General features: G+C 62.7%; 14 protein-coding genes and 1 tRNA gene. 11 read left to right on the top strand and 4 right to left on the bottom strand.

Features of this window, described 5'->3' with window-relative positions; all coding sequences use genetic code 11:
• Positions 1-34: 34 nt before the first annotated feature.
• The 3 genes from FRZ40_RS04980 to FRZ40_RS04970 all read right to left on the bottom strand — a co-directional run bounded on the left by FRZ40_RS04980 (position 35) and on the right by FRZ40_RS04970 (position 2,147).
• Complete coding sequence (locus FRZ40_RS04980) at positions 35-529, bottom strand: peptidylprolyl isomerase (protein ID WP_028369153.1); 495 nt, start codon at positions 527-529, stop codon at positions 35-37.
• 152 nt (positions 530-681) lie between these two features.
• Positions 682-1,263 (bottom strand): peptidylprolyl isomerase, encoded by a 582-nt coding sequence (locus FRZ40_RS04975; protein WP_028369152.1) that lies wholly within the window; start codon positions 1,261-1,263, stop codon positions 682-684.
• A gap of 83 nt (positions 1,264-1,346) precedes the next feature.
• The gene (locus FRZ40_RS04970; RefSeq protein WP_147233530.1) at positions 1,347-2,147 is read right to left on the bottom strand and encodes a tetratricopeptide repeat protein; all 801 of its coding nucleotides are present in this window, start codon (positions 2,145-2,147) and stop codon (positions 1,347-1,349) included.
• A 248-nt stretch (positions 2,148-2,395) separates the two neighbouring features.
• Between FRZ40_RS04970 and cysS the strand changes: the two genes are divergently transcribed.
• From cysS to FRZ40_RS04935, 7 genes are all read left to right on the top strand, one after another.
• The gene (cysS, locus tag FRZ40_RS04965) at positions 2,396-3,793 is read left to right on the top strand and encodes a cysteine--tRNA ligase (protein WP_147233529.1); all 1,398 of its coding nucleotides are present in this window, start codon (positions 2,396-2,398) and stop codon (positions 3,791-3,793) included.
• Positions 3,794-3,840: 47 nt separating this feature from the next.
• Positions 3,841-4,902: a DNA-3-methyladenine glycosylase family protein gene (locus tag FRZ40_RS04960; protein WP_147233528.1), complete on the top strand. Its 1,062-nt coding sequence runs from the start codon at positions 3,841-3,843 to the stop codon at positions 4,900-4,902.
• Positions 4,903-5,073: 171 nt separating this feature from the next.
• Entirely contained in the window at positions 5,074-6,045 is a 972-nt protein-coding gene (locus FRZ40_RS04955) for an acetyl-CoA carboxylase carboxyltransferase subunit alpha (protein ID WP_028369148.1), read from the top strand.
• Between the two features lie 46 nt (positions 6,046-6,091).
• On the top strand, positions 6,092-7,510 hold the full coding sequence (gene tilS, locus FRZ40_RS04950; protein WP_147233527.1) for a tRNA lysidine(34) synthetase TilS: 1,419 nt from the start codon (positions 6,092-6,094) through the stop codon (positions 7,508-7,510).
• A gap of 468 nt (positions 7,511-7,978) precedes the next feature.
• Entirely contained in the window at positions 7,979-9,229 is a 1,251-nt protein-coding gene (locus FRZ40_RS04945; RefSeq protein ID WP_028369146.1) for an aspartate kinase, read from the top strand.
• A gap of 205 nt (positions 9,230-9,434) precedes the next feature.
• Positions 9,435-9,528: transfer RNA gene (locus tag FRZ40_RS04940), tRNA-Ser, on the top strand.
• 446 nt (positions 9,529-9,974) lie between these two features.
• Positions 9,975-10,331, top strand: a complete 357-nt coding sequence (locus FRZ40_RS04935) for a hypothetical protein (RefSeq protein ID WP_028369145.1) — start codon at positions 9,975-9,977, stop codon at positions 10,329-10,331.
• Positions 10,332-10,444: 113 nt separating this feature from the next.
• Here the strand turns inward: FRZ40_RS04935 and fabI are convergent, their stop codons facing one another.
• Positions 10,445-11,236 carry an enoyl-ACP reductase FabI gene (gene fabI / locus FRZ40_RS04930; RefSeq protein ID WP_028371028.1) on the bottom strand — a complete coding sequence of 264 codons (792 nt, stop codon included), beginning with the start codon at positions 11,234-11,236 and terminating at the stop codon, positions 10,445-10,447.
• 129 nt (positions 11,237-11,365) lie between these two features.
• Here fabI and FRZ40_RS04925 point away from each other — a divergent pair, with 129 nt between their 5' ends.
• The 4 genes from FRZ40_RS04925 to FRZ40_RS04910 are packed head-to-tail and all read left to right on the top strand — an operon-like array spanning position 11,366 to position 17,107.
• The gene (locus tag FRZ40_RS04925) at positions 11,366-13,288 is read left to right on the top strand and encodes an extracellular solute-binding protein (protein WP_147233526.1); all 1,923 of its coding nucleotides are present in this window, start codon (positions 11,366-11,368) and stop codon (positions 13,286-13,288) included.
• 57 nt (positions 13,289-13,345) lie between these two features.
• Complete coding sequence (locus FRZ40_RS04920; protein ID WP_028371030.1) at positions 13,346-14,386, top strand: microcin C ABC transporter permease YejB; 1,041 nt, start codon at positions 13,346-13,348, stop codon at positions 14,384-14,386.
• A gap of 1 nt (position 14,387) precedes the next feature.
• Positions 14,388-15,491: an ABC transporter permease gene (locus tag FRZ40_RS04915; RefSeq protein WP_028371031.1), complete on the top strand. Its 1,104-nt coding sequence runs from the start codon at positions 14,388-14,390 to the stop codon at positions 15,489-15,491.
• 56 nt (positions 15,492-15,547) lie between these two features.
• A complete protein-coding gene (locus FRZ40_RS04910; RefSeq protein WP_240057186.1) occupies positions 15,548-17,107 on the top strand; it encodes an ABC transporter ATP-binding protein in 1,560 nt (519 codons plus the stop codon).
• Positions 17,108-17,147: the final 40 nt, after the last annotated feature.

Here is a 17,147-nt window from a genome sequence, read left to right as displayed (position 1 = left end):
CTTTAAGAATAGGCTGTTCGTTTGAGTAATGTCCTTACTCGACCACGACGGCTTTTTCGATGATCACGTCGTCGACGGGCACGTCCTGATGGAAGCCCTTCGAACCCGTCTTCACCTTGCGGATCGCGTCGACGACGTCGAGGCCTTCGACGACCTTGCCGAACACCGCGTAGCCCCAGCCTTGCGGCGTCGGCGACGAGTGGTTCAGGAAGTCGTTGTCGTTCACGTTGATGAAGAACTGGGCCGTGGCCGAATGCGGATCGTTCGTGCGCGCCATCGCGATCGAGCCCTTCACGTTCTTCAGGCCGTTGTTCGCCTCGTTGGCGATGGGGGTGTTGGTCGGCTTCTGCTGCATGCCGGGTTCGAAGCCGCCGCCCTGGATCATGAAGCCGTCGATCACGCGGTGGAACACCGTGTTGTCGTAGTGGCCGGCCTTCACGTAGGCGAGGAAGTTCTCGACCGATTTCGGCGCCTTTTCAGCGTCCAGTTCGAGCTTGATGACGCCGTGGTTCGTGTGCAGTTCAACCATGATGATTTCCTTTGGGTCTGGGTGAGGGAAGGCGCGGTGCATCACCGTCCGTGCGGTGAGTGGCCCGCGCCCGTGGCATGGTTAGTTCCCGTGCAGCGAGTGACGCCGCGCGTCATTCGCACGGAGCCGGTTCCGCTGGCCTTGTTTGCCGACTACTTGCCGACTATTGTCGCCGACTGGATTACGACCTGCTTTTGCGGCACATCGCTCATCGGGCCGCGCGACGTGGTCGGCGTGCCTTCGATCTTCTTCACAACGTCCATGCCTGACGTCACCTTGCCGAACACGGCATAGCCGTTGCCGTCCGGATTCGGATAGTCGAGGCCGGCGTTGTCGACCGTATTGATGAAGAACTGTGCCGTAGCCGAATTCGGATCGCTCGTGCGCGCCATCGCGATCGTGCCCGTCATGTTCTTCAGGCCGTTACGGCTTTCGAGGGGAATCGACGCGCGCGTCGGTTTCTCCGCGAAACTCGTCGTGTAGCCGCCGCCCTGGATCATGAAGCCGGGGATCACACGATGGAAGATCGTGCCGTTATATTGACCGGATTTCACGTAGTCGAGGAAATTGGCCACCGTTTTGGGCGCTTTCTCAGGATACAGCTCGACGCGGATATCGCCGTCCGACGTCTTCAAGAGAACGGACGGATGCGCAGCCTGTGACCCGTTTTGCGCAAAGGCCGGTGCGTTTGCGATCAGGGCGGCGCTGCCGAGCGCCAACATCAACCATTTCATGTAAATCCTCGGGGTGAAAACAGGGTGAACTCAGATGAAAAACGTCGGCGGCGCGCGCCGCCCGAAGGCATGCGCGCGTGCGCTCACTGCGATGGTGCAACGTACGGCGGCGTCGCGAGCGAACCATTCGGGCCGCCGAACTGGAAGCCCTGCGAGTTGGTGATGTTCTGCATCGCGCGATTCGTGTAGTCGGGTTCAGCCGCGGGCTGGCTCGTCTTCGTCGCGGGCGTCTTGCGCGGCGACACGATTTTCCCGATGTCGGCGATGCGCTGGCTGATCGTGCCGTTGCCGGCGCCCAGGCTTTGTGCGCGGCGATACGCCTGGTCCGCGAGGCGCAGATACAGGTCGCCGAGATTCTCATACGCGAGACCGTAGCCGGGGCTCGCCTTCACCGCCGTTTCCAGCGCGGCGCGCGCTTCCGTGTAGCGGCCCTGCTTCGCGTAGAGCGCGGCGAGGTTGTTGTACGGTTCGGGCAGTTCGGGATAGGTCTGCGTGAGTTCGGTGAACGCAGCGATGGCGTCGTCGTCGCGGTTCAGGCGCGCGAGCACGGTGGCCCGCTTGAATTTGGCCTGGGCGTCGCGCGGATTTGCGGCGATGCGCGCGTCGAGTTGCGCGAGGGCGGCCGTCCAGTTCTTCGCCTGAATGGACGCGTCGGCGTCCGGCGTGGCGTCGCGCACGGCAGGGCCATGGGAAACGGTCTGCGATTTCTGTGCGAAGGCCGGCGCGGCAGGCAGCATCATCAGCGCGAGACCGCAGCATGCCGCGCTCAAAGCCGCGCGCAAACCCTGGCGGGATGGTGCGCCCGACGTCGAGGAAAGCGTCAAGGCGAGCGCCGTCGCGAAGAGGGGCGTGGCGCCTCGCGCGCGGCCGCTGGAGTGTTTCATAGGCTCAGGTCGGGATGTTATACTCCGAGCCATTCTAACAAAAGGTCTGCGCGTTCCGTCGAACCACAGACTGTCTTTTCGCCACTCGTGGTCGTCTCCGCCTTGACGTCAGCCTGATCCCGCACCGTTGCGCGATCTGCTGTCAGTCATGCCGCACCGCCCGTGTTCGTTCATGCAGTTGCATGCGTTCTTCGGGCGCGGTATGAACGAACACCAAGCGGATTTCTTTCGGCCCACGCATCGTCTCTATGGAATCTCTGCGCATCTACAACACGCTCGCGCGTGACAAGCAAAATTTCGTGCCGCTTCATGAAGGCGAAGTGCGTATGTATGTCTGCGGGATGACGGTGTACGACTACTGTCACGTGGGGCATGCGCGGGTGATGGTCGTGTTCGACATCGTGCAGCGCTGGCTGCGCACGCTCGGCTACAAGGTCACCTATGTGCGCAACATCACCGACATCGAAGACAAGATCATTCGTCGCGCCGTCGAGAACGGCGAGACGATCCGTTCGCTGACCGACCGCTTCATCCGGGCGATGCACGAAGACGCCGATGCGCTCGGCGTCGAGCGCCCCGATCTCGAACCGCGCGCGACGGAATTCATTCCGCAGATGCTCGGCATGATCGAGACGCTCGAAGCGAACGGTTACGCCTATCAGGCCGCCGACGGCGACGTGAACTACGCGGTGCGCAAGTTCGCCAACTACGGCGCGCTGTCGGGCAAGTCGCTCGAAGATCTGCGCGCGGGCGAGCGCGTGGCCGCCAACGACGCGAAGCAGGATCCCCTCGACTTCGTGCTGTGGAAGCAGTCGAAGGCCGACGAACCCGCCGACACCGGCTGGGATTCGAAGTACGGCCGCGGACGTCCTGGCTGGCATATCGAGTGCTCGGCGATGGGCTGCACCTTGCTTGGCGAACACTTCGACATTCATGGCGGTGGCCAGGATCTGCAGTTTCCGCACCACGAAAACGAAATCGCACAAAGTGAAGGCGCAACGCGCCAAACCTTCGTCAATTACTGGATGCACAACGGCTACGTCCAGATCGACAATGAGAAGATGTCGAAGTCGCTCGGCAACTTCTTTACGATCCGCGAGGTGCTCGCGAAGTACGATGCCGAAGTCGTGCGGTTCTTCATTGCGCGCGCGCATTACCGTTCGCCGCTCAACTACAGCGACATGCATCTCGACGATGCGCGCAGCGCGCTCGCGCGTCTGTACACGGCGCTGAAAGACACGCCGCCGCAAGCAGGCGAGATCGACTGGAACGAAGCGCACGCGCAGCGTTTTCGCGCGGCGATGAACGACGACTTCAACACGCCCGTCGCCGTTTCCGTGCTGTTCGAGCTGGTGAGCGAAGTGAACCGCACGCGCGATGCGGCGCTTGCACGTCAATTGCATGGTCTTGGGCTCGTGCTCGGATTGCTCAGGCGCGAGCCGCGTGCCTATCTGCAGCAGGCGGGGGGGAGTGTCGGCGAGAACGCGCTGGATGTGGCAGCGATCGAACAGAAGATCGCCGCGCGTGTCGCCGCGAAGCAGGCAAAGGACTACGCCGAGGCAGACCGGATCCGCAAGGAATTGCTGGACGCCGGTGTTGCGCTCGAAGACAAACCGGGCGGGTTGACCGAGTGGCGTCGCGTTTGAACGCACCTCGTACTTCCCACTGATCGACTCGCCAGGCAGGAGGCAGGATGGCAACGGCCACGAAGACGCCGGCTAAACAGGCCGCGTCTCAATCTGACGCGGCATCTAAGGTAAAAGCAGTGCGTGCGGGAAGCGGCGTGACCGCAAAGGGCGCCGCGAAGGTGGCAGTGAAATCGGCATCGGCGAAAGGCGTCAAGGCAGGTCTGCGCGACACGCGCAAAATGCCGGGCTCGCATGGCGTGCCCGGCAGGCACGCGTCGGCGAAACCTCAGGTCAATGGCGCGGACATGTACGAAGCCGCGGCCGTGAAGCCGTCGCGCGCGCGCACTGCGAACGCGAAGGGCAACGGTTCGCTGCCCGCCGGACTTGCAGGCGATCTGCACGACGTCGCGTATGACAATCAGGAAGTGGAGCCGGCGCGCAAGCCGCGCGCGGCGGTCGCGTCGACGGAAAGTGCGGACGCGGTGCAAGCCGCGCAGCCGTCCGTCGTCACGCGCCCCGCGTACTGGGACAAGGCGTGCGCCGATCTCGTCAAGCGCGACCGCATTCTCAAGAAGCTGATTCCGAAATTCGGCCCGGTGCATCTGTCGAGCCGCGCCGATCCGTTCGTGACGCTCGCGCGTTCGGTGATCGGTCAGCAGATTTCCGTCGCGTCCGCGCAGGCGATGTGGCAGCGCATCGTCGCCGCGTGTCCGAAGCTCGTGCCGCAGCAGATCATCAAGCTCGGCCAGGATAATCTGATGGGCTGCGGCGTGTCGAAGCGCAAGGCCGAGTACATTCTCGATCTCGCGCATCACTTCGTCTCGGGTGCATTGCACGTCGGCAAGTGGACGTCGATGGAAGACGAGGGCGTGATCGCCGAACTGACGCAGATTCGCGGCATCAGCCGCTGGACGGCCGAGATGTTCCTGATTTTCGACCTCTCGCGTCCGGACGTGCTGCCCCTCGACGATCCGAACCTGATCCATGCGATCAGTCAGAACTATTTCAGCGGGGAGCCGGTGACGCGCAGCGAGGCGCGTGAAGTTGCTGCCAACTGGGAGCCGTGGCGAACCGTCGCAACGTGGTATATGTGGCGAAGTCTCGATCCGGCGCCTGCCGGCAACTGAAGAAACGGGCGAATCAACAGGCTGGGCAAAAAGGCTGGGCAAAAGGCTGTGCAAGAAGCGGAACCCCTCGACATCTATTGATTTGTTAAAATCGATAGATTCGAGACGGTTTTGACATGGGCGCGCGCGGTTAGAATACGCGCTGCCGGTAAGTCGAAGGATTAAAAACCAATGAAGACCACCTTTCTGGATTTCGAGCAGCCGATCGCGGAGCTCGAAGCGAAAATCGAAGAATTGCGCTTCGTGCAGGACGATTCGGCCGTCGATATTTCGGAAGAGATCGAGCGGCTGTCGAAGAAGAGCCAGCAACTCACGAAGGATCTGTATACGAACCTGACGCCGTGGCAGGTTTCGCAAATCGCGCGTCATCCGCAGCGTCCGTACACGCAGGATTACATCAACGAACTGTTCACCGATTTCCACGAACTGCATGGCGACCGCTCGTTTGCGGACGACCTGTCGATCGTAGGCGGCCTCGCGCGCTTCAACGGCCAGCCGTGCATGGTGATCGGCCACCAGAAGGGCCGCGACACGAAGGAACGCGCGCTGCGCAACTTCGGCATGCCGCGTCCCGAAGGCTATCGCAAGGCTGAGCGGCTGATGCGCCTTGCCGAGAAGTTCGGCTTGCCGCTTTTCACGTTCATCGATACGCCGGGCGCGTATCCCGGCATCGGCGCGGAAGAGCGTGGCCAGTCGGAAGCGATCGGCCGCAATCTGTATGTGATGGCCGAACTGAAGACGCCCATCATCTCGACCATCATCGGCGAAGGCGGTTCGGGCGGCGCGCTGGCTGTTGCCGTTGCGGACAGCGTGCTGATGCTGCAGTTCTCCACGTACTCGGTGATTTCGCCGGAAGGCTGTGCGTCGATCCTGTGGAAGAGCGCCGCGAAGGCGCCCGAAGCTGCGGAAGCGCTGGGCTTGACAGCGCATCGTCTGAAGGCGCTGGGCCTGATCGACAAGATCGTCAGCGAGCCGCTCGGCGGCGCGCATCGCGATGCGAAGGGCATGGCCGCCATGCTGCGCCGCGCGCTCGCCGATTCGCTGCGTCAGTTCCACGGCATGAGCACGAACGATCTGCGTCAACGCCGCTTCGATCGTCTGATGTCCTACGGGAAGTTCAAGGAAACCACGCCAGGCGCATAAGCGCGCCTGCGTTCTCATTAGCAGGCGCTTCGCGCGCCGTCACCTCGTGACTTCCTCCGCTGACACACCCGCCGACCGCCTCGTTCTCGATGCGGTCGGCGTTGTTTTTGGGGCCTTGCCGGACGATGCGCGTCTCGCGATCGCGTTCAGCGGCGGCGTCGATTCGACCGTGCTGCTCGATGCGGCGGTGCGTGTCGGCGGCGCGGCGCGCTGCATCGCGTTGCATGTCCATCACGGCCTCAGTCCGAACGCCGACGAATGGCTCGCGCATTGCGCTGGGTTTGCGCACGAGCGAAGTGTCGAGTTCGCTTCGGTGCATGTCGACGTGTCGCGTGCCACGGGTGTGAGCATCGAGGCGGCGGCGCGCGATGCGCGTTATCGCGCGCTCGATGCGCTGTGCGCGCAGCATCGCGTGCACACGCTTTGGCTCGCGCAGCACGCGGACGATCAGGCGGAAACCGTATTGCTTCAATTGCTGCGCGGCGCGGGACTCGCGGGGCTCGCGGCGATGGCGCCGGAATATTCGCCGTCGGGCGCGTCGGTGACGCGCGTGCGTCCGTTGCTGCATCTGCTGCGCGCACAACTGGAGCAGTATGCGCACGCGCGCGATCTGCGCTGGATCGACGATGAGTCGAATGCCGACACGCGCTTCGCACGCAACGCGTTGCGTCACGACGTGCTGCCGGCTCTGGCGGTGCACTTTCCGGGCTTTCGCGATGCGCTCGCCCGCACGGCGGCGCATGCGGCGGCGGCGCAGCGTCTGCTCGACGAGCTGGCGCGCGTCGATCTGCAAGCGGCGCGTGGCGAAGAAGAGGGCGCCTTGTCGCGCGACGCGTTGCTCGCACTCGATGACGACCGTGCGGCCAACCTGCTGCGGTACTGGATGCGCACGCTCGGTTTGCCGGCTGCGTCGACCGCGCGCCTGACAGATGCGTTGCGCCAGTTGCGCGAGATCGGCGATGCGCACACGCTGCGCGTCGATCACGCGGGTCAGGCGTTGCGCAGTTATCGCGGACTGATCTACTGGGAAGCGGGCGACAGCGCCGATCCCGCCGACGAAACGGCGCTCGTCGAGCGTGCCGAGTGCGTGCTTGCGTGGCGGGGCGAAAGCGTGTGGCGCCTGCCGCAATGGCGTGGCACGTTCGTCTTCAGCGACGCGAGCGCCGAGGCATCCGACGCGATTCCCGCCAGCGCGCTCACGCGAGCGCCGCTCGTCGCTCGCTCGCGCAGCGGCGGCGAACGGATGCGCTGCATGTCGAACGGACCGAGCCGGACGTTGAAGAATCTCTTTCAGGAACGCGGCGTGCCGTCGTGGAAGCGGGACGTGCCGCTGCTGTTTGCGGGCGACATCTTGCTGTTCGTGCCGCTGATCGGCGTGAACCGGGCGGCGATCGCCGAGTCAGTGCCAGCGACGAACGCGCGCTACATCAGGATCGAATGGCGCGAGGATCTCACGCTCGCGTGATGCATGATGCGCGGTGATGCCCGACCGACCGGACGGCCATTGTCATCGGCGCGCAACATTGGCCGCAAATCCTTCTCCGACAAGCATTTGCAACGGCTCTTGCCGGGATTTCGGCTTGTCTTTTTATCCCTGATCGGGTAGTGTAACTTGTTTGCCCGACCCGTTTTTTGTCGTCGCTTTTGTCGCGTTCCTGGCTGTTCTTATGCGAATGTCCGGGCGCGCTCCAAGCCGCTAACCCTTCAGTCACCCGTTAGCGTCGTCAGCGGCCTGTTTATCCGCAGGTTTCGGCAGGGCCGGAAAAAGCAAACCCGGCAAATCCGCGCGTACTGCACGCGCGCTGCATCTGCGCCGCCACACTGCGCCGTCGTTCCCGAACGTTGTGCCCTGTGCTCTCTTTGTGCGGCCGTCTCCAGCGCGCCCGGCGCGCGCCGGTTGGCGTATCAGTTTCTCCTTCAGTTCAGAACGACAATGGCACTCATCGTACACAAATACGGCGGCACATCGATGGGCTCGGTCGAGCGCATCAAGAACGTCGCGAAGCGCGTCGCAAAATGGCATAAGGCAGGCCACAAGATGGTCGTCGTGCCCTCGGCGATGTCCGGCGAAACGAACCGCCTGCTGGGTCTCGCGAAAGAGATTTCGCCCCAGCCGAGCCCGCGCGAACTCGACATGATCGCGTCGACAGGCGAACAGGTCAGCGTCGGCCTGCTGTCCATCGCACTGCATGACGCAGGCGTCGATGCCGTCAGCTACACCGGCTGGCAAGTGCCCGTCAAAACGGATAGCTCATTCACGAAAGCGCGCATCAGCGACATCGACGGCGAGCGCGTGCTGCGTGATCTCGACGAAGGCAAGGTCGTCGTGATCACGGGCTTCCAGGGCATCGACCCTGAAGGCCACATCACGACGCTCGGCCGCGGCGGCTCGGATACGTCGGCCGTGGCAGTGGCTGCAGCGCTGAAAGCGGATGAATGCCTGATCTATACGGACGTCGACGGCGTCTACACGACGGACCCGCGCGTGGTCGAAGAAGCGCGCCGTCTGGATCGCGTAACGTTCGAGGAAATGCTGGAAATGGCCAGCCTGGGTTCGAAGGTGCTGCAGATCCGTTCGGTGGAATTCGCCGGCAAATATCAGGTGAAGACGCGCGTGCTGTCCAGCCTGACCGATCCGCTGATGTCGCTCGACGAGGAAATGAAGTCGGGCACCCTGATTACTTTTGAAGAAGACGAAACCATGGAAAAAGCAGTCATCTCGGGAATCGCGTTTCAGCGTGACGAAGCCCGTATCGCCGTGATGGGTGTGCCCGACAAGCCGGGCATCGCATATCAGATCCTCGGCCCGGTGGCCGACGCGAATATCGATGTCGACATGATCATCCAGAACCAGAGCGTCGAAGGCAAAACGGCGTTCACGTTCACGGTTGGCCGCGGCGACTATCAGCGTGCGATGGACATCCTCACCAATCAGGTGAAGGGCCATGTGAGCGCGGAGCAGGTGCTGGGCGATCCGAAGGTGTCGAAGGTGTCGGTGGTCGGCGTCGGCATGCGTTCGCACGTGGGTATCGCGAGCAAGATGTTCCGCACGCTGTCGGAAGAGGGCATCAACATTCAGATGATCTCCACGTCGGAAATCAAGATCTCTGTGTTGATCGACGAGAAGTACATGGAGCTCGCCGTGCGCGCGCTGCATAAGGCATTCGAACTCGATCAGGCTTGATGTTCGGCGGGTGCCTGGCGTTGCGGCGGCAGGCATTCGGATGAAGATGTGTTCGATATGGCGCGGTTGAACGGACAGGTCGAAGAAGTGACTTCGAATTGACACTTCAGGCATAAAAAGTGTGAAGTAAAAATTGACCTGGGCCTTCGAACCCGCTATTATCTTGGCTTCGTTGCGCTGCCTCCCTGGCGCAACCGAAAGTTTGGGAGACGTGGCCGAGAGGTCGAAGGCACTCCCCTGCTAAGGGAGCATCTGGGCCAAAACCTGGATCGAGGGTTCGAATCCCTCCGTCTCCGCCAGAAATGGCGGTGGAACCCCGTAGAGCTGCGGCTCTGCGGGGTTTTGTTTTTTATGCGCTTTTTCGCGGGCATTCGCTCCGCATGTTCACGCGTCTTATCATCCGGCTATTCGACCGCTTTGCATGGCGGCACTCAATTTTCCATTCGCACAACCGTAAACACCGGTAAGCGCGAATGGCGTTCGCATCGAATGTGCTTATCGAAATGCGTGCATGCACGTTTGCCTGGCATTACCAAATGAAAGGGCAAAATGTGCGTGTAGACAACAGCGAATGGGCGGCTATATCACCAAATGCTGTCGCATGTAACCGGACGTTACAGCGCGCTTCGAGACGCGAAGTTATGCATCAGTTATTACAAAGTTGAAATACGCGTTAAGCGTTGCTTTGTTATATTCGAATCAAGCAGTCGATAAACACAACTTTCCGCAAATAAAAGGTGAAACCATGAAGTCCATGCGTCTTATCCCGTTGATCGCCGGCGCGCTCGCGATCGGCGCGTCGAGCGCGGCGATGGCCGGGGGACTGAACGTCGGTGTCAACATCGGTATTCCCGCTCCCGTCTATGTCGCGCCGGCGCCCGTCTATGCACCGCCGCCGCCTCCGCCGCCCGTCGTGTACCAGCCGGCGCCGGTCGTCGTTGCGCCCGCTGTCGTGGTTGGCTGGCACGGTGATCGTTACTGGGATGGCCGCCGCTATTGGGGCCGCGACGATTGGTATCGCCATCACGGCTACGATCATGGCCGCGGCTACGACCACGACCGCGGTCACTGGGACAACGGCCGCCACAACGGCTGGCATTGATTCCATCGTTGAATCATCACGCACGCGCACAACAAAAAACCGCCCCACGGGGCGGTTTTTTTCTGGTTGCACGCGCAACGACGCGCGTCGCTCGCGTCAATGCGCAGCCGCGCTTACTCGCTGACGGCCGCCATCCCGCCGACCACGTTGCTGAAGCCGCTGTCGACGTGCATGATCTCGGCCGTCACGCCGGCTGCGAGATCCGACATCAGGAACGCGGCAGCATTGCCAACCTGCTCGATCGTCACGTTGCGCTTGAGCGGCGCATTGTCTTCGACGAAATCGAGAATCTTGCCGAAGCCCTTGATGCCGCTTGCCGCGAGCGTCTTGATCGGGCCGGCCGAAATGCCGTTCACGCGAATGCCCTTGTTGCCGAGCGACACAGCCAGGTAACGCACGCTCGCTTCGAGCGATGCCTTCGCGAGACCCATCGTGTTGTAGTTGGGGATCGCTTTTTCCGCGCCGAGGTACGACAGCGTGAGCAATGCCGCATCGTTCGACAGCATTGGCAGTGCCGCCTTCGCGAGGGCAGGGAAGCTGTAGGCGGAAATGTCGTGCGCGATGCGGAAGTTTTCGCGCGTCATGCCGTCGAGGAAATCACCGGCGATCGCTTCGCGCGGCGCAAAGCCGATCGAATGGACGAGGCCGTCGAGGCTATCCCAATGTTGTTTCAGCGAAACGAAGAGCGCTTCGATTTGCGCGTCGTCGGCGACGTCGCACGGGAACACCAGGTTGCTGCCGAATTCGGTCGCGAATTCGGTGATGCGGTCCTTGAAGCGGTCGCCGACATACGTGAACGCCAGTTCTGCGCCTTCGCGCTTGCAGGCCTGCGCGATACCGTACGCGATCGAACGGTTCGACAGGAGGCCCGTCAGCAAGATTCGTTTACCAGCGAGGAAGCCCATGAATTCTCCTAATGAGGTCAGCGCGCCGTGCGGACAGAGTGCGGGAGCGCGCAGGATTTTGGGTAGAATTCTCTCACATTGCAACCGCCCACCGACCACCACGGACCACTACGGACCATTAAGGCACCTATGACGACAGGCACGCGACGGGTTGAAGCGCCGCGCCCAGGATGGCGCACTCTGATTCGTCCGTGGTCGCGTGTGCGTTGCAAGGCGTCGCCACGCGCCGCGCTTGCCGCGTGTCTCGGTTTGCTGATTGCCTTGTCATCCGTTACAGCGCAGCACGCACAGGCCGCGTACGCGATCGCACAGTACGGCGAGCCGAAGTATCCCGCCGACTTCAAGCACTTCGATTACGTCAATCCCGACGCGCCGCGCGGCGGCACGCTGGTGCTCGCGAATCCCGACCGCTCGACGAGCTTCGACAAGTTCAATCCGTTCACGCTGCGCGGCAGTGCGGCGCCCGGCATCGGGTTGCTGTTCGAGAGCCTCGCAACGGGCAGCGCCGACGAAGTCGCGTCCGCCTACGGCTTGCTCGCCGACGACATCGACGTCGCCCCCGACGGCATGTCGACCACGTTCCACATCAATCCGCGCGCGCGCTTTTCGAACGGCGATCCCGTCACGGCCGAGGACGTGAAGTTTTCGTTCGATACGCTGAAGAGCCCGAAGGCCGCGCCGCAATTCGCCGCGTACTTTGCGGACATCACGCGCTGCGTGATCGTCGATCCCGCGACGGTGCGCTTCGAATTCAAGCAGCACGATCGCGAGTTGCCGCTGCTCGCGGGCGGTATGCCCGTGTTCTCGCGCAAGTGGGGCGTGAAGGCGGACGGCAGCCGTATTGCATTCGATCAGATCGCGTTCGAAAAGCCGATCGGCAGCGGGCCCTATCTGATCGAAAGCTACGACAACGGCCGCACGATCACCTACAGGCGCGACCCGAACTACTGGGGCGACAAGCTGCCTGTGCGCGTGGGCACCTATAACTTCGAGCGCATCAACTACAAGCTGTATTCGGATGCGACCGCGCGCCTCGAAGCGTTCAAGGCAGGCGAGTACGACGCGCTCGTCGAGAACGTCGCGCGCAACTGGGTGCGGCGCGACGTCGGCAAGAAGTTCGATAGCGGCGAGTTGATCAAGCGCGAGTTTCCGCATCACAACGGCACGGGGATGCAGGGTTTCATCCTGAATCAGCGCCGGCCGCTGTTCGGCGACGTGCGTGTGCGCAAGGCGCTCGATCTCGCGCTGGATTTTCAATGGCTCGACCGGCAACTGTTCTACAACCAGTACAAGCGGATCGACAGCTATTTCGTGAATACCGATCTGCAGGCGAAGGGCCTGCCGTCGCCAGGCGAGCTGAAGCTGCTCGAACCGTGGCGCGCAAAGCTCGAGCCGTCGGTATTCGGCGTGCCGCCGAAGCAGCCCGACACCGATGCGCCCGGCTCACTGCGCGCGAATCTGCTCGAAGCGCGCGCGTTGCTCGCACAGGCCGGCTGGACGTATCGCGACGGCGCGCTGCGTAACGCGAAGGGCGAACCGTTCGTGTTCGAGATACTCGACGACTCGGGTTCGTCGGCCGTGTTCGAGCCCGTGATCGCGCCGTACATTCGCAATCTGCAGAAGCTCGGCATCGATGCGCGCTTTCGCGTGATGGACTTCGCCGTGTATCAGAAGCGCCTCGACGCGTTCGATTTCGACGTCACGACGATCCGTTTCCCCGACGTGCAGGTGCCGGGCGCCGACATGATCGACCGCTTCGGCAGCAAGGCCGCGGACGAACCGGGCTCGGGCAATCTGATCGGCCTCAAGTCGCCCGCCGTCGATGCGATTCTCCGTGCCCTCGTCGGCGCGCAGACGCGAGAGCAACTGGTCGATTCCGTGCACGCGCTGGATCGCGTGCTGATCAACGGCTATTACATGATTCCGCACTGGTACAGCGCGACGCACCGCGTGGCGTTCAAGCGCGGCCTCGCCTGGCCGAATACCTTGCCGCTGTACTATACGGCGGAAGGCTGGATCACTTCGATGTGGTGGTTCGCGGCGCCGCAATGAGCGCGGTCCGCATCCCTATCACGCACTCTTGAACAACGCGCATTCTGGACGGCCGCCATGTGGAGCTACATCCTCAAACGTCTGCTGCTGATGATCCCGACGTTGATCGGCGTGCTCACGCTGACGTTCATCGTCATCCAGTTCGTGCCGGGCGGCCCCGTCGAACAGATGGCGCATGAACTGAGGCGCAATGCGGCCGAAGGCGGCATGCCGTTCGGCCTGCGCGCGCACAGCGGCGTCGATGCGCAGCAGATGGCGCAACTGAAGGCGCTGTACGGTTTCGACAAGCCGCCGCTCGAACGTTACTGGCTGATGCTCAAGCAGTTCGCGCACTTCGATCTCGGGCAAAGCTATTTCCGGCATCAAAGCGTGTGGTCGCTGATCGTATCGAAGCTGCCCGTGTCGATCAGTATCGGACTGTGGACGTTCTTCCTCACCTATCTGATATCGGTGCCGCTCGGCATTGCGAAGGCAGTGCGCAACGGCTCGCGCTTCGATGTCGCGACGAGTCTGATCGTGCTGATCGGCTACGCGATTCCGGGCTTCGTGCTGGGCGTGCTGCTGCTCGTGCTGTTCGGCGGGGGCACGTTCCTGCAACTGTTTCCGCTGCGCAATCTCACGTCGGATAACTGGGATCAGTTGAGTATTGTTGGCAAGGTGCTCGATTATCTATGGCACATCACGTTGCCGATCGTCGCGTCGGTGATCGGCAGTTTCGCCGTCGTCACGATGCTCACGAAGAACGCGTTCCTCGACGAAATCCGCAAGCAATACGTGCTGACCGCGCGGGCGAAAGGGCTCTCCGAGCGACGCGTGCTGTGGAAGCACGTGTTTCGCAACGCGCTGCTGCCGCTGATCGTCGGCTTTCCGGCCGCGTTCATCGGCGCGTTCTTCACAGGCAGCCTGCTGATCGAAACGCTGTTTTCGCTCGACGGCCTGGGGCTGCTGTCGTACGAGTCGGTGGTGCGGCGCGATTATCCCGTCGTGCTCGGCACGCTCTATCTCTTCACGCTGATCGGACTCGCGACCAAACTCATCTCCGATCTCTGCTACGTGTGGGTCGATCCCCGCATTCAATTCGAACAACTGGAGCGCTGATTTGAGCCGCGTCCGTACAGATGCCGAAGTGTCGCGCGCGCAACGGGTGCGCGCGTTCGTGTCGCCGTCGCCCGCGCGCCGCGTGTGGCTGCGCTTCCGGCAGCAGCGCCTCGGCTACTGGAGTCTGATCGTGTTCGTCGTCGCGTTCGCGGCGAGCCTCGCGGCGCCGCTGTGGTCGAACGACAAGCCGCTCGTCGTGCACTACGACGGCCACTACTATTTCCCGCTCGCGAAGACCTACGCGGAGACGACCTTCGGCGGCGACTTCCCGACGCCCGCCGATTATCTCGATCCGTACATCAAGCATCGTTTCGATGCGCCGGGCAATTTCGCGATCTATCCGGTGAATCGCTACTACTACGACACGCTCAATTACTTTTCGAAGGTGCCGAATCCCGCGCCGCCTTCGCGCGACAACTGGCTCGGCACCGACGATCGTGGCCGCGACCTGTTCGCGCGTCTCGTGTATGGCTTCTGCGTCTCGGTCGAGTTCGCGCTGGTGCTGACCTTCATCGGCACGATACTGGGCGTGCTGGCGGGTGCCGTGCAGGGTTACTTCGGCGGCAAGACGGACATCATCGGCCAGCGACTGATCGAAATCTGGAGTGCGATGCCGGAGCTGTATCTGCTGATTATCTTCGCGTCGATCTTCGAGCCGGGCTTCATTCTGCTGATCGTGTTGCTGTCGCTGTTCGGCTGGATCGGGCTGTCCGATTACGTGCGCGCGGAGTTTCTGCGCAACCGGCAGCAGGACTACGTGCGCGCCGCGCGCGCGATGGGCCTGTCGAACTGGCAGATCATCTGGCGGCATGTGCTGCCCAACAGCCTCACGCCCGTCATCACGTTTCTGCCGTTTCGGATGAGCGGGGCGATTCTCGCGCTCACGAGCCTCGACTTTCTCGGCCTCGGCGTGCCGCCGCCGACGCCGAGCCTCGGCGAACTGCTCGCGCAAGGCAAGGCGAATCTCGACGCGTGGTGGATTTCTGTCTCGACGTTCGGCGTGCTCGTCGTCACGCTGCTGCTGCTGACGTTCATGGGCGACGCGCTGCGCAACGCGCTCGACACGCGCATCTCCGACGCGATGAAGGCGGGAGGCAACCAGTGAGCGCGAACCTGAAGCAATACGACGGGCCGCTGCTCGAACTCGAGCATCTGCGCGTGATGTTCGGCGACACGGTTGCCGTCGACGATGTATCGCTCGCCATCGGACGCGGCGAACGTGTCGCGCTGGTCGGCGAGTCCGGCTCCGGCAAGAGCGTGACGGCGCTGTCGATCCTGCGTCTTCTGGGCGACGCACAGACGAGCGGCGCGGTGCGCTTCGACGGCGAAGACCTGCTGATGAAAAGCGAGCGCCAGATGCGCGGGCTGCGCGGCTCCGATATCGCGATGATCTTCCAGGAGCCGATGACGGCGCTCAATCCGCTGTACACGGTCGGCGAGCAGATCGCGGAAACCATCGTGATGCACGACGGCGTGAGCGCCGGCGAGGCACGCAAGCGCGCCGTCGCGCTGCTCGAGCGCACGGGCATCGCGGAGCCGGGCAAGCGCGTGAGCAGCTATCCGCACCAGTTATCGGGCGGGCAGCGGCAGCGCGCGATGATCGCGATGGCGCTCGCGTGCCGCCCGCGTCTGCTGCTCGCCGACGAACCGACGACGGCGCTCGACGTGACAATCCGCGCGCAGATCGTCGAACTGCTACTCGAACTGCAGCGCGAGGAAGCCGAGAAGCGCGGCATGGCCGTGCTGCTGATCACGCATGACCTGAATCTCGTGCGACATTTCGCGCAACGCGTTGCGGTGATGGAGAAGGGCGTGCTGGTCGAAAGCGGCGCCGTCGAAACGCTGTTCGAGTCGCCGCAGCATCCGTATACGCAACGCCTGCTGCAAAGCCGGCCGGAGCGCACGGTGGTGCCCGTGCTGCCCATCGCGCCCGTGCTGCTCGACGCACGCGACGTGTCCGTCGACTTCAGGACCAAGCTGCCCGGCTTCGCCGGCTGGTTCCGGTCGGGCCGCTTTCGCGCGGTGGCGGACGCGACGGTGTCGGTGCGGCAGGGCGAGACGCTAGGTATTGTCGGCGAATCGGGATCGGGAAAATCGACACTCGCGATGGCGCTGCTCGGCCTGCAAAAGACCTCGCACGGCGCAATCGAGTTTCAGGGCAGGGCGCTCGGCAGTTATCGGGGGCGCGATCAGACGGCGTTGCGCTCGAACATGCAGGTCGTCTTTCAGGATCCTTTTAGTTCACTTTCACCGCGGCAGACGATCGAGCGGATCGTCTGCGAGGGACTGGCGCTGCATCGGCCGCAACTCGCGCCCGACGCGCGCCGCGAGAAAGTGGTGTCCGTGCTGCGTGAAGTGGGGATCGACCGTACGGCGCTGCAGCGCTATCCGCACGAATTTTCGGGCGGACAGCGGCAGCGCATCGCCATTGCGCGCGCGCTGGTGCTGGAGCCGCGCATGCTGATTCTCGACGAGCCGACCAGCGCGCTCGACGTGTCGATCCAGCAACAGGTGTTGAAATTGCTTGCAGATTTGCAACGCAAATACAACCTGGGATTCGTGTTCATCAGCCACGATCTGGCCGTGATCGGCGCGATGGCGCATCGCGTCGCGGTGATGCAAAACGGGGCGATCGTGGAGACGGGCGCGGTCGATCAGATCTTCGCGGAACCGACCCATCCTTACACTCGAAAGCTGTTGAAAGCGGCCCTTACGACTTGACATTCACCAATTGGGTGCGATTAGTCATTGTATTTTTCTA

Source organism: Paraburkholderia azotifigens (assembly GCF_007995085.1).
Classification (GTDB): Bacteria; Pseudomonadota; Gammaproteobacteria; order Burkholderiales; family Burkholderiaceae; genus Paraburkholderia; species Paraburkholderia azotifigens.
The sequence above is the reverse complement of the archived record's forward strand: the minus strand, read 5'-3'. Positions and strand labels throughout refer to the sequence as shown.